The 13,117-nt window shown below is 70.5% G+C and carries 12 protein-coding genes; 3 read left to right on the plus strand and 9 right to left on the minus strand.

The features are described from left to right. Window positions 1-98 precede the first annotated feature (98 nt). Window positions 99-4,313, plus strand: coding sequence for an FtsK/SpoIIIE domain-containing protein (locus tag EJK15_RS23600; RefSeq protein WP_138712637.1), 4,215 nt, complete (start codon window positions 99-101; stop codon window positions 4,311-4,313). Between the two features lie 61 nt (window positions 4,314-4,374). On the opposite strand, the gene EJK15_RS23605 is transcribed toward EJK15_RS23600, so the two are convergent. From EJK15_RS23605 to EJK15_RS23640, 8 genes are all read right to left on the minus strand, one after another. After that, window positions 4,375-4,701 carry a hypothetical protein gene (locus EJK15_RS23605; protein ID WP_138712638.1) on the minus strand — a complete coding sequence of 109 codons (327 nt, stop codon included), beginning with the start codon at window positions 4,699-4,701 and terminating at the stop codon, window positions 4,375-4,377. 14 nt (window positions 4,702-4,715) lie between these two features. Further along, window positions 4,716-9,131: a DUF6531 domain-containing protein gene (locus tag EJK15_RS23610; RefSeq protein WP_138712639.1), complete on the minus strand. Its 4,416-nt coding sequence runs from the start codon at window positions 9,129-9,131 to the stop codon at window positions 4,716-4,718. A 4-nt stretch (window positions 9,132-9,135) separates the two neighbouring features. Beyond that, window positions 9,136-9,438 carry a WXG100 family type VII secretion target gene (locus tag EJK15_RS23615; RefSeq protein ID WP_103961595.1) on the minus strand — a complete coding sequence of 101 codons (303 nt, stop codon included), beginning with the start codon at window positions 9,436-9,438 and terminating at the stop codon, window positions 9,136-9,138. A 6-nt stretch (window positions 9,439-9,444) separates the two neighbouring features. Next, complete coding sequence (locus EJK15_RS23620; RefSeq protein ID WP_138712640.1) at window positions 9,445-10,041, minus strand: hypothetical protein; 597 nt, start codon at window positions 10,039-10,041, stop codon at window positions 9,445-9,447. After that, window positions 10,034-10,225 carry a hypothetical protein gene (locus EJK15_RS23625; protein ID WP_138712641.1) on the minus strand — a complete coding sequence of 64 codons (192 nt, stop codon included), beginning with the start codon at window positions 10,223-10,225 and terminating at the stop codon, window positions 10,034-10,036. Before EJK15_RS23625 ends, EJK15_RS23620 begins: the two co-directional genes overlap by 8 nt. Then, entirely contained in the window at window positions 10,225-10,518 is a 294-nt protein-coding gene (locus tag EJK15_RS23630) for a hypothetical protein (RefSeq protein WP_138712642.1), read from the minus strand. Before EJK15_RS23630 ends, EJK15_RS23625 begins: the two co-directional genes overlap by 1 nt. Then, entirely contained in the window at window positions 10,511-11,308 is a 798-nt protein-coding gene (locus tag EJK15_RS23635; protein ID WP_138712643.1) for a protein kinase family protein, read from the minus strand. The genes EJK15_RS23630 and EJK15_RS23635 overlap by 8 nt, the downstream gene beginning before the upstream one ends. Window positions 11,309-11,512: 204 nt before the next feature. Then, the gene (locus EJK15_RS23640) at window positions 11,513-11,890 is read right to left on the minus strand and encodes a VOC family protein (RefSeq protein ID WP_138712644.1); all 378 of its coding nucleotides are present in this window, start codon (window positions 11,888-11,890) and stop codon (window positions 11,513-11,515) included. 84 nt (window positions 11,891-11,974) lie between these two features. On the opposite strand from EJK15_RS23640, the gene EJK15_RS23645 reads away from it, so the two are divergent. Next, the gene (locus EJK15_RS23645; protein WP_138712645.1) at window positions 11,975-12,421 is read left to right on the plus strand and encodes a MarR family winged helix-turn-helix transcriptional regulator; all 447 of its coding nucleotides are present in this window, start codon (window positions 11,975-11,977) and stop codon (window positions 12,419-12,421) included. A gap of 135 nt (window positions 12,422-12,556) precedes the next feature. Here the strand turns inward: EJK15_RS23645 and EJK15_RS23650 are convergent, their stop codons facing one another. Beyond that, window positions 12,557-12,904 carry a hypothetical protein gene (locus tag EJK15_RS23650; protein WP_138712646.1) on the minus strand — a complete coding sequence of 116 codons (348 nt, stop codon included), beginning with the start codon at window positions 12,902-12,904 and terminating at the stop codon, window positions 12,557-12,559. Window positions 12,905-12,917: 13 nt separating this feature from the next. On the opposite strand from EJK15_RS23650, the gene EJK15_RS70810 reads away from it, so the two are divergent. Further along, window positions 12,918-13,067, plus strand: coding sequence for a hypothetical protein (locus EJK15_RS70810; RefSeq protein WP_171074496.1), 150 nt, complete (start codon window positions 12,918-12,920; stop codon window positions 13,065-13,067). Window positions 13,068-13,117 lie beyond the last annotated feature (50 nt).

Consider the following 13,117-nt stretch of genomic DNA (forward strand, 5'->3'; position numbering starts at 1 on the left):
GGAATTCTTACTCTAGCCAGCGATCATGTACTTTGGCCCTCTGGGCGTACAGCTAGATTTAAATGATAAATCGGGCCTAGTCCCCTGGAGAGGGGATTATGATCATTCGGACCACGATCCGCGACCCGGCGGCCTCCGCTGAGCTCGATGTCGAGGTGACGGCGGAGCCCGAGACCACGATCGGCTCGCTGCTGCGGGCTCTTCCCGTCGCCGTCAAGGGGCGGCCGTGCTTCGTCGGCACGGGCAAGCTCGACCCCGAGGCCGCCGTCGCCGGCAGCCCGCTCGTGCCGGGGGCGACGATCAGCGTGGGAGAGCCGGAGCGTACGCAGCCCTGGCGGCCGCTCACCGCGGCCGGCGCGATCCGCGTGTTCGCCGGCCCCGACGCGGGCCGGGTGATCTGGCTCAGCCCCGGCAGCCACGTCATCGGCCGCGAGTGGACCGACATCGGCCTGCTGCGCGACCAGCGGGTGTCCCGGCGGCACGCCCGCCTGGACGTGTCGTGGACCGGCGAGGCCACGGTCGCCGACCTCGGGTCGCGCAACGGCACGCTGGTGGACGAGCTGCCCGTGCGCGAGCCCACGGTGCTGCGGCCCGACGGGGTCCTGCAGGTGGGCGACGACCGGCTGCGGTGGGCGCCGTTGCCGTCGTCGCGGCTCAGGACCACGCGGGGCCGGGACGGGCGGATCGACTTCGACCGGGCGTTCTCGCCCGCGCCGGCGGTCCCGGCGGGCAGGATCGCCCTGCCCAGGAGCGAGGTGCCGCAGCGCAATATCGCGGTCGCGCTGCTTTCGTCGCTGCTGCCGCTGCCGATTTCCATCGCGATGGCGATTCTGTTGAAAAGCGCATATTTTCTGCTGTTCGGCATATTGACGCCGGTGACGTTCTTCGCCACGCAGTGGGTCGAGGGGCGGCAGCGCAGGAAGAAAGAGCGCGAGTTCGACGAGTGCAAGCGGGAGACCGCCGAACGGATTCGCCGGCACGTCGTACACGAGCAGTGGCTGCGCCACGTCGTCGCCCCGGACGAAGTCGATCTCACCTTCGCCGCCACCCACGAGGGTCCCGGGCTGTGGCCGCGCAACGCCGACTCCCCCGACGGCCTCACGCTGCGCGTGGGGGTCGCGGACGAGCCGGCCACGATCCAGTTCGACGGGGAGCCGTGGCCGGGGTTCACCGAGCCGGTGCTTCGCGGGGTGCCTGTCACGGTGGATCTGCGCGAGATCGGCGTGCTCGGCGTCATCGGCCCGCCCGAGCCGGTCGACGCGCTGCTGCGCTGGCTGCTGGTCCAGCTCGGTACGCTGCGTGCGCCCGACGAACTGCGACTGGTGCTGATCACCGCGTCCGGGGGCGAGCACCTGGCGTGGGCGCGCTGGCTGCCGCACCTGAGCGTGGACGGGCCGGTCCCGTGCCTGGTGGGCAACACGCCCGAGACCAGGACGGCGCGGATCGAGGAGCTCAAGAACCTGGTCACCGAGCGGCGGAAGGTCCGGGACCGCCACTCCGGCTTCGGGGAAGACGTCGTCGTGGTGCTCGACGGGGCGCGGGCGTTACGCGACATCCCGGGCATGAAGGAGATCCTGCGGGAGGGCCCGTCGGTCGGCGTGTACGTGATCTGCGCCGACCAGCGCAGCCTGAACGAGTGCCGTGGCGTCTGCGAGCTGGACGGCACCGGCATGCTCCTCACCCGCGGCCGCCAGGGCCTGCCGGTCTTCGTGCAACCGGAGAGCCTCGGGGAGCAGGCCGCCGAGCGCATCGCCCGCGCGGTGGCGCCCATGCGTGACCGGCTCACGCTGGCCCGGGCGGAGAGCGTGATCCCTTCCGCGGTGCGCCTGCTGGACGTGCTGGGCCTCGGCGTGCCCGACGCCGACCTCGTCCTGAGCCGCTGGAGCACCCATCCCGGGCCCACCACCAGGGTCGCCATCGGCGCCGACGGTTCGGGCCCCGTGACCGTGGACCTCGCGGCCGACGGCCCGCACACGATGCTGGGCGGGGCGACGGGCGCGGGCAAGAGCATCCTGCTGCAGACGCTCGTCACCTCGCTGCTGCTGGCCAACCGGCCGGACGAGCTGAACCTGGTGCTGGTCGACTTCAAGGGCGGCAGCGCGTTCCTGCCGTTCGAGGACTGCCCGCACGTGGTGGGACTGATCCGGTCGACCGGCGACACGGCCGCCGACGTGTTCGACGAGAGCGCCGCGCGGCGCGTCCTGGCCTCGGTACGGGCGGAGGTCCGGCGCCGGGAGGCCATCCTGGCCCGGTACGGCGGCGAGATCGACGCGTACTGGGACGCGGGCGGGCGGCTGCCCCGGCTGGTCATGGTGTTCGACGAGTTCGCGCGCGTGCTGGAGACCTCACCCGACTTCCTGCGCGAGCTGGTGAACGTGGCCGCCAAGGGCCGCTCGCTGGGCATGCACCTGGTGCTGGCCACGCAGTCGTTGCAGGGCAAGCTGTCGCCCGAGCTGAAGAACAACATCTCCCTGCGCATCACGCTGCGGCAGAACGAGCCCTCCGACAGCACCGAGGTCCTGGGCGTGCCGGACGCCGCCGCCATCCCGTCCCGGCTGCGCGGCCGGGGCATGATCATGCGGGTGGGAGGGGAGCAGCGTACGCCGCAGCTCTTCCAGAGCGGGTACCTGGGCAACCCGCCGCCGACCGGCGCCGCCCCGGCCACGGCCCGGCTGCTGCCCTGGTCCGCGCTCGGGCTGCCGCGTCCTTCGCCCCGATCTTCGCCGGTGCGGGGCCGTAGCGACCAGGATCTGGCCATCGCCGCCGTGCTGGACGCGGCGCGGCGGCTGCCCGGCGATCCACCGTTCCGTCCCCTGCTGCCGCCGCTGCCCGCGTCGCTGGAGCTTGGACGGATGGCGGCGTCGTACAGGTCGGCCGACGGGCCGCGTGGGCCGGTGGAAGTGCCGTATGGGCTGGTGGATGATCCCGTCAATCAGGCGCAGCCGGCGATGGCGCTGGACCTGGGCGGGACCGAGCGGCTCATGGTGGCCGGAGGGCCGCAGTCGGGGCGTACCACGTTCGTCCGTACGCTGATCTCCAGCCTGGCGGCGCGGTGCTCGCCCGCGCAGGTGTGGGTTTATGTCATCGAGAACCAGCCGGGCGGGCTGGCGGCGTACGCGTCGCTGCCGCACTGCGGGGCGGTCGTGGGGGCCGATGAGCCCGATCGGATCCGGCGGATGGTGACGTGGCTGGCGGGCGAGGTGGAGCGGCGGCGGCTGTCGCGGCTGTCTCCCGCCACGGGGTCAGGCGATCCGGTGATCGTGCTGGTCATCGACGGGTGGGAGTACTTCGAGGATCGCGGCAATCCCGACTTCTTCGAGACGCCGCTGCTGGTGACCGTGCGGGGAATCGTGGCCGGGGGGCCTCCCGTGGGGATCCACGTGGTGGCCGTGGGCGGGCATGACATGCTCCGGGGGAAGACGCCCGATCTGTTCTCGCAGCGGCTGTTCCTGCCGTTTCCTCGGGAGGAGACGCGGCGGGCGTACCTCACGTCGGGGATGGTGTCACCACCGGTGCTGCCCGGCCGGGCCGTCGAGGCCGCCACCGGGCTTCACGTCCAGCTCTGCCTGCCCCCGGACCAGGTGGTGGCGGCGCGTGGGGAGGGGCGGCTGCCGAAACCGTTCCCGCCGCTGCCCGTCGCCATCCCCTTGGACGCGGTCGGCGGCGCGGCGGGCGTCCCCATCGGCGTCGGAGGTCCCGACGTCCTGCCCATCGGACTGGACATCTTCGGTGCCGGACCGCATCTGGTGCTGGTGTCGGGGCCGCCGGGATCGGGCCGCAGCAACGCCGCCCTGGTCATGGCCACCGGCCTCCTGCGGGCCGGGGTGAACGTCCTGGCCGTCGCGCCGCCCAGGTCCCCGCTGACCCGCTCGCTGCCTGGCGCCCGTACGCTGGCGGGCACGTCGTTCACCGACGCCGACCTCCGGGAAGCCGTCGCGGCCTTCGAGGGCACCCGCCACGCAGTGATCGTCGACGACTTCGACCAGCTCACGATCGCGCCGAGGGAGCAGGGCTTCGACACCCTGCCGACCCTCCTGCAGGACATCCTCGCCCCAGCCGACCTGGGCCGGCGGGCCCTGATCCTCACCGGAGACGCCACGCCCCTGCTGGAAGGGCACCGCCGGTCGCTGTCGGCCGAGGTCACCGAGATCCTCCGCGCGGGGACCCGGCTCCTGCTCACGCCGGCGAACCGGGTGGTCGCCCGCGAGCACGGCGTGAACCTGGAGCCCGACCAGTTCTTCGGCGGGCCGCCCGGACGTGCGTACCTGGGCACGGCCCGCCGCCTGGATCTGGTGCAGCTGGCCGCGCTGTGACGTCAGAGGAAAGGCGCCGGCGTTCCGAAGTCGTGACGCCAGCTGATTTCCAGATGGCTCTTCATAAGATTTCGACCTCGGGACTCACCGTGAACTGGTTGAAGACCATCCACGCGGCGCCGATCTTCTCCGGCAGGCAGGGGACGTCGTCCGGGACGTGGATTTTGAGATCGATCGAGCCCTCTTCAGTCGTCGTGGACACGAAGACCTCGAGCCCGCCGCTTCCCAGGGGGTAGCTGAACCAACCGCTTTTCTCCGGGTCCTGGCTGATTCCGAGCTCGATGGCGTCCCAATCGGCGTTGTCGAATTCGTAGCCGATGATCTCCGACACCGCGAGCATGAAACCCTTCAGATTGGCGGCCCAGAGCCACCCGCCCAGCTCCGTCATCGTCCCCTCTTCCCTTAGGGAGTGGTCGGCGGCCCGATGGGCCACGCGTGGATCTTGCCCCCTTTTCTGCTGACCCGGACCCAGTCGGTGAGCTCGCCGGTGCTCGCGTTCACGCCGATCGGCCCGTTGGTGACCAGCACCCGGGCCTTGTTGCGGACCCACAAATTGTTGGCGTCGGCGAAGGCAGCCGCGTCCAATGCTAGCTTTTCGGCCTCGACGTGGAACAGGAACCGGCTCTTGCCCGGTGTGCCGTCCATGTGCGGGATCATCCTCGCGCGGTCGACGGCGTACAGGTCATTGGTCCAGTTGCCCCTGGGGTTGATGTACGGCCGCGACGCCCCGGCCGGCCGGTACGGGCTCAGGCCGAGAGGGTCGCACCACGAGCTCGGGTTGACCACGTACGCGCCGGGGTCCCAGTCACCGGCCAGGCCGATGGGATCGAGGCTGGCGTAGCGGGCGGTCTGCGGGTCGTAGTGGCGGAGGTAGTTGTAGTGGAGACCCGATTCCGCGTCCGCGTACTGGCCGGGGAAACGCAGGGGGCAGTCGGCCCCGGACGACAGCGGGCCGGGTGAGGCCCCCCAGAGGGATTGCCGGGCGCGCCAGGCCAGTTCGCCGTCCGTGGTGACGAGTTCGGCCGGGGTGCCGACTAGGTCCGTGGTGATGGCGTAGAACTGCTGGTCGATCCACTCCTGGTCGTGCAGGGCACGTTCGGTCTGGGTGATTGGGCGGAAGGCGCCCGGCTCCCATTCCCAGGTGGTGGCCCGGCCTGCCTGGATCTGCTCGGCGAGGACTGCGCCGTCCCAGATGAAGTCGGTGCGTTCGGAGCCGTCCGCCCGTTGCTTGGCCACGCGGCGCCCGAGCGCGTCGTACAGGTAAACCCAGGTCGCGCCATCCGGGGTGGTGACGCCCGTCAGCCGGTCGTCGGCGTCCCACGTGTAGCGCCACGTCCGGGGCCTGGACGACAAGCCCTTCTGCTGGCGAAGGACCGTGCGGCCCTGACGGTCGTACTCGTAGCGGGTACGACCCGCCTGCCGTACCAAGGTGCCGGTGTACGCGCGAGGGCCGCGGGCTTCGAGCGGGGTCGGCAGGATGGCGTCGGTCATCTGGCCGGAGGCGTTGTACATGTACCTCTCCGACCAGTTCGGTCCCTGCACGCCGGTGACGCGCCCCACCGAGTCCAGCTCCAAGTGACGGCGGCCGGACAGGAGGTCGTCGATCTCCGTGACCTGGCCGTCGAGGCGGTAGCCGTACGCGCGCTGCTGGATGATCCGTGCGCCGCTGCGGAGGATCTGAGCGCGAGGGCGGGAGTCGGCGTCCCAGTCGTGGATCAGGGATAGGTCTGCGCCGAAATCGCGGGATATTTCATGACCTGCCGGGTTGTAGGCAAATCTGAGGGCTTGACCTGCTGTGTAGAGGGTCTGTGGCTGGCTCCGGGCGTCGTAGTCCCATGTGGTCTCGGCGCCGGACGGGGTACGGCGATGCGTTCTCCGGCCCAGGGCGTCGTAGGCGAAGGTGACGGTGTGGTCGTCGCAGGTCTCGGCCAGGACGCGGCCTGCCGCGTCGCGCGTGATACGCAGGTCGGCGTCGGGGTTGGTGGCCCGGGACAGGCGGCCGAGCAGGTCATATTCGAAGGTCGCACGTCGTTCGGCGGAGCGGCGTTCGACGAGCCTGCCGAGCGGGTCGTACGTGTAGCGGGTGGCCTCACCGGCGCCGTTGATCTTCTCGATGAGCCGGCCGGCCGCGTCGCGGACGTAGATGAGGCGGCGGTGGTCGAAGTCGGTCTCGCCGATCAGGTCGCCTGCCGGGTCGTAGGTGTAGTGCCAGGTCAGGCTGTGCGGGTTGGTGACCTTGACCAGATTCAGCTCGGTGTCGTAGGCGAACTCGATGCGGGCACCGTCAGGGGTGGTCTGGGCGATGGGGAGGTCGAAGGGGCCGATCTCCGTGCGGGTTGGCCGGCCCATGGCGTCCAGGTGCTCGATCAGGTTGTTCTCGGCGTCGTAGATCCAGCGTTCGGTGGCGCCGCTGGGCGTGGTGCGGGTGGCGGCCTTGCCCTCGACTGTCCAGGTGAAGCAGGTGGTGTTGCCGAGAGGGTCGGTGATGGTGGTGACCCGGCCGAACGGGTCACGGTCGTAGCGGGTGGTCGCCCCCAGGGGATCGGTGATCGCGACGGGCAGGCCGGCGGCGTTGTTCTCGATGGTCTGGGCGTGGCCGAGGGCGTCGGTGACCGTGGCCAGGTGGCCGTGGTCGTCGTAGGCGTAGGTGGTCGTGGGGTCCGCGACGAGGTTGCCGTGCTCGTCGTGGTCGAAGGGCGAAATCGTGCCGTCGAAATCGGTGATGGTGACCGGCTGGTTCAGCTCGTTGTAGGTCAGATGACGGATGGCGCCGTCGGGACGGGTGATCGAGAGCAGGTTCTCGGTGTCGTAGGAGTAGTGCGTGGTGCGTCCCAGCGGGTCGGTGTGGGCGAGGAGGCGATCCTGGGGGTCCCAGCGGTAGCGGGTTACGTGGCCCAGCGGGTTGGTCTCGCTGATCACCTGCAACAGCTCGTTGTAGTGGTACGTCGTGGCATTGCCCAAAGAGTCGCGGGCCGTGGTGACGCCCTCGGCATAGCTGATCTCGGTGTTGAAGACGCCATCGGTGCCGGTGCCGTAGATGCAGCGGCCTTCCTGGTCGTAGGTGTAGGCGTACCAGGTGCCGATGCGGTCGTGCCAGCGCGTCATCCGGCCTTCGTCGTCGTACGTGAACCGCAGCGGCAACCCGGAGGAATTGGTCACCTCGGTCAGGTCGCCGGCCTCGTCGTAGGCGTAGGAGACGAGGGTCTGGCCGGCGCCACGCAGCCGGATCTCCACGATGCGACCCTGGTGGGTCTCGATGTCCAGGTGATAGCCGCCGGAGTGGGTCACCTCGGTGAGCAGGCCGTCGATGTAGTGGAAGTCGATCCGGTTGCCGTTGCGGTCGCTGATCGCCGCGATCGGCAGCACATCTCCTTCTTCCCCGGCGAAGTGGGTGGTGTGGCCGGTGTGCGGGTCGGTGACCGTGTAGCCGCCCGCTTCCGCCCGCAACGCCAGGCGGGGGCCGTCATCGGGGTGGACGGCCTGGCCGGGCTCCGGGTGAGGGAAAGTCAGCAGCGTGCCGGTGGCGGTGGCCAGGCACACGCCCTCGGCATCGACCTCCACACGCTGGTCCAGCGTGGAGGCCCAGGATCGGCCGAACCAGCGGCCGGTCCGGTAGCTGGACAGATGGGTCCGCTCCAGCAGCAGCGGCAGCACCCCGGGCAGGTCCACGTCGGTCTGCGGGAGCAGAACGATACCGGTGGGGAAGTGCACCGGGTCCTTGCTGAAGAACTGCCGGCCCCGCTGCCAGGCCGCGCTCGCCGCGGCGCCGGCACGGGACCCTCCGGCCTGCAGCGCCGAGCGGATCGACGTCGCCCCGGCACCCAGGGCGGCGATCGCCCCGCGGCCCGCACCGAGCAGGGCGCCTCCCCCGCCGCGGACCAGGGCCGCCGCACCGCGTAACCCGGCCGCGGCCTTGGCGCCCTGGGCCAGCAGGCCCAGGCTCTTGCCGCCCGGGACGATCCCGAGCGCGGCCAGCCCCACCTGCCCTAACGACCCCCTGCCCTGGCGGTACTTGTTGAGGGCGTCGGCCAGCACCACCGCCCCGGCCGCGATGGCGACCCCGGCCAGGATCACCCCGGCCAGCCCGCCGGTGCCGATCACCAGCACCACCAGCCCGGCCACCATCGCCACCTTGCCCGCGAACGACACGAAGTCGTCCCAGGACCGGAACGGCGTCGAGATCACGTCCCACGCCTTCTGCAGGAACGACTTGTTCTTGATGCCGCTGCCGTCAAGCGCCTGCTCGATCTCCCGCACCGCCCGTGATTCGGCGTCCCCGCGCAGGTTGGCCGCCTCGTCCGCGATCCGGCGCGCCCGCGCCCGGTCGGCCTCGGCGGTGCGGGCCCGCTGCACGGCCGGCCGGACGGCCTCCCGCGCCGCGGGATCGGCGGCCCGGACCGCCGCCTCCACCTCGGGCAGGCTCCGCACCGTGCCCGGCAGTTGCGCCTGCACCTCCCGCAGCGCGCCCTGGTACTGGGTGTCCGCCGTCTGGCCCTGGCGCAGCGCCGCGCCGGCCTGCGCCCTGGCCTGTTCCAGGCCCCCGGCGTACGCCATCAGTGCGTTCCCCGCGCCCCGGTACGCCTTGCTCAGCTTGGCCAGCTCGCCGGGCAGCTCGCCCAGCGCTTCGGCGTACCCGGCCGCGTAGTCCCCGCGCATCCGCAGCGCCGAGCTGTTGCCCGACACCGCGCTCAGCTTCGCGGTGTTGTCCTCGGCGAGCTGCGCCTCCTTGAGCAGCCGGCCGGCGAGCCCCCGCACCTGACCCGGATCGCCGGGCGCGGGGTCGCCGGACAGTCCGAGCACTTCCCATCCGCCCGGCATGACGTCACGCTCCCGCGCCGCCGCTGAGCGAGGCGTCCAGCTCGCGGTGCTTGGCGATGGCGGTCTTGAGGAACTGGCTCATGCCCTCCAGGCCCTGCATGACCTGCCGGGCGCCGTTGTTCCACTGGTCGTAGTCCTGCTGGAACTTGCCCGAGGCGCGCTCGGTGACGAAGTCGCTGCTGACGAGCTGGTCGATCATCGACTTGAGCTGGGTCAGCCGGCTCTCGATGTCCTCCTTCTCCTTGTTCAGCCGGGTGGCGCTGTTCTCCACCTGCGGGAAGCTGAGGTGATGGGTCCCACCTGCCATGACGGTTCACTCTCCTTCTGGGTCGGACCAGGCCAGGGTGGCGCTGATCGCGTCGAACAGGTCGAGCATGGGCTCGGTCAGGCTCAGGTGCGGGCTGGTGAGCACCAGGTCCAGCACGCCGTGCCCGCCGGGTACGGGGATCAGGGTCTGCATGGTCACCGCCTCGATCTCGCCGGCCTCGACACCGGTGACCCGGACGGCGCGGCCCGCGTCGATCTCCACGATCTCGACGTCGCGCCAGGCCGGCGTGTCGTGGCGGGGCGGGATCGCGATGATGCCCGAGGCGATCGCCTCGACGGTGTTGCCGGCCGGGTCCTGCGATCCCTTGGTGTGCAGCACCATGAGCGTGGCCATGACGGTGCCGACGTCCTCCACGTGGTCGGTCATCGCCGCACCGAACACCGCGCCGCGCCTGCCCGCCATGTCGGCGACCTCGCGCAGCACCTTCAGCAGCACCGACCGGTGCGGCGCCAGCTCCGGGGCGGCCGCCACCCGGGCGTCCACCACGCGTGCCAGGTCACCGGTGCGGCCGGCCCGCCAGACGTCGAACTCGTACCAGGATTCGGGCACCCGTACCGTGAATCCGAAGGGAAGGTCAGCCATCGTGGAACTCCTCCACGTCGTTGATCCGGACATTGCCGCCGGGGATGAAATGGGGGATACCGGCAGATGAGCCCCTGTACACCGGCTCGGACGACGACCTCCGGTCGGTGAGCGCGAACACCAGCGACACCGCGATCGTCGCCAGCAGGATGCCGGTGAGCACGCCGGCCCCGAGCGCCTTCATCACGCACCTCCGGTCTTCGTCGACAGCGAGCCGGCCAGCGAGGCGTCGAGCCGGCCCGTCCCCTCGACGAGGGCGTCGAGCAGCCCGGCCGCCCGTTCGAGCAACTGGTTCATCCGCTCCCGGTTGTCCGAGGACTCCTCGAAGAACGTCCGCACGGCCTCGTCGACCCTCTCCGACCCGGTCCGCGCGTCGAGCGCGCCGATCTTCCCCCCGTCCAGCGCCGCGCGAATGGATTTGAGGTCCCGCGAGACGATCGCGGCCTCCTGACGGTCGGCGGTGAACTCCTCAGCCATTCGGCACCTCCCCCTTGGCGGCTTCCTTGACGGCTTCGAACGCGCGCCAGTCCCGATGGACCGTCTCGACGACCATCGAGCCGCCGGCCCGGGTCGCGTTCTGGAGCTTGAGCCGGACAGGCACGGGCTGCCGTGCCGCGCCGGCGATCGCGATGACGGCACCGGCCACGACCGCCACGATCAACACGCCGATCGCGATTCCGGCGAAGAACGCCGGCCTGCGCCACAGCGGCGTGGTCACCAGCACCGGCTCGTAAGGCGCGGGCTCGTACGGTCTCGTCCGGTTCTCGGCCTCCTGCAGCAGGTCGTCCACCGAGGCGCGGGAGACCGCCCCGGGGTGGCCGAGCAGGATGCCCACCAGGTCGACGGCCGTCGGGCGCGACCCGGGATCGGGCTGCCGGCACTCGTCGATCATCGCGCGCAACGCCGGGAGCAGCCGGTCGAGGTCGGGCTCCTCACCCTCCCCCGCCTGCCGCCCGGTCGCCGCGAAGACGATCACGTCGGCCCAGTCGCGTACGTCGCGCGACGGGAACTCGCTGTCGCGCGGCCCCGCGGTGAAGAACGCCTGTCCGTGCGGACCGATCATGACGTTGGCCGGGCTGAGCCGCAGCCCCGCGATCCCGGCCAGGTGCAGCCTGGCCATGGTGGCGGCGCTACCCAGCGCCAGCAGGTAGAGCGCCTCCCCCTTGAACGGTCCGGCCGCTCGCACGAACTCGGCGAGCGGCCGGCCCTGTCCCAGGTAATCGTCCGGCCGCAGAGCCAGGCCGCTACTCCAACGCTGAGTTTCCATCGCCATTCCCGTGGCAGCTGATTCGCGCAGGGTGGGCACGCCGATGTTCGCGCAGGCAGGCGCATTTTCCGGCCATCGGCGAGCGCCGTTTTCCGCCAGGTTGTACGCCGAAAGCCGGGTCGGGGTTCAATCGAATTCAAGAATTTTTTCGCGACCGCCGGAAAGCGTTATGGCGGGCGTCAGGAGTGAAATATGGGGCGTTTGTCACGCCGGTGGAACGGCGGTGAACAGCTCGTAGCTGTGGCCGTTGGGGTCGCGTACGTACACGCCGCGGCCGCCGCCGAGGTGGTTGATCTCGCGGTCCCAGCCGTTCATGGGCCCGGCACCGTACTCGATGGTCGGGTTGCTGCCGAGGCGCTCCATGACAGCGTCGAAGGTGTCGTCGTCGACCAGGAACGCGTAGTGGCCCGGCTGCGGCCGGTGCCGGTCGTCGAAGTCGAGCGTGAGGTCGTCGTTGACCCTGACAGGCGCGAACGGCCCGGCCGGCGAGCCGACCCGCAGTCCGAGCAGATCCGCGAAGAACGCGGCCGCCTCGTTCCTGTCGGCGGCGGGGACGATCAGGTGGTTCATGACGATGCCCATGAGGATCCCTCCGGTCGTAGAATGTATGTGATACGCATGCAATCATATGTGCGTATCGCATACAATATGCCGTAGGGTGGGATCATGAACGAGGAGCCTGACGGCGGGCCCGCCCTGTTCCGCCTGGTGCGTTTCTGGTCGCGCCGGTGGGCCGGGCAGGCATCCGAGGAGCTGACCGGGGAGCCGCGCCACGTGCAGCACATCCTGGTGGTGGAGGCCGTCCACACCCAGACCGGCGCAGAGGACCCGCCCACCGTGGGCACCGTGGCGCACCAGCTCGGGCTCGACCATTCGGGCGCCAGCCGCATGGTCAAGGACGCCGTCGAGGCCGGCTACCTCGCCCGCGCCACCTCCGACCGCGACCGGCGCCGCGCCTCTTTGGAGCTCACCGAGCGCGGGCACGGGCTGCTGGCCAGGTCCCGGCAGTGGCAGCGGCAGGCCTTCGACGAGCTGACCGCCTCGTGGGACCCGCGCGACCGGCGGCAGTTCGCGGCCCACCTGCGGCGCCTGGCCGACGAGGTCGGCGCCTGAGCTCAGCGAGCCCTCGATGACTCGGACCAGTCCAGATACCTCATTTGGTGAGACGGCGGTAGCAGATGAGGAAGGAAATTCGTTCCTGCTCCGTGCCCCGGACGGGCAGGAACGAATTCCGCTGCCGGGACGGCGTCAGCGGGTGTGGAAGTCGGGGTTGCGGGCCTTGAAGGTGCATTCACCTACGAACTTGACCGTCTTGCCGGGCTTGACGTCCTTCCAGCCGGTGCTCTGCTGCTGCGAGCCGTTGCCGATCATGTTCTTGCACCAGTACACCAAACGCGCCTGACCGGTCTTGTTGCCGTTGTTCCAGCACTTGCCCCAGACGGTGGTGTTGCCGGTGCCGGGGGCGTTGCACCTCACCTGCGCGGCGCTCGCCGTGAACGCGGAGGAGGCCGCGGCATGGGCGACGCCGCCGCCTAGTGACATCACCACGGAAATCGTGCCTGCGGCGAGAGCCAGCGAGCGCATTACCTTGGACATTCTCGTTCCCTCCATGATTGACATTCGCGCCGAACGCGCCCCGAAACGGGAAGGCGTCGTGGCGTACTTCTCGGCCGTCATGCTGGCACGCGGCTTTCCGGCCGGCCAAGCGATCTTTGTCCAGAAGTTGTCCAAAGCGGCGCTCACGCTGTTGGACAAATGAACCCGCAGGTCAGGGCTTGTCCACTTGGATGGCCGGGTAGAACGGCCGGG

This window comes from Nonomuraea basaltis, from assembly GCF_005893125.1.
GTDB classification, from domain to species: domain Bacteria; phylum Actinomycetota; class Actinomycetes; order Streptosporangiales; family Streptosporangiaceae; genus Nonomuraea; species Nonomuraea basaltis.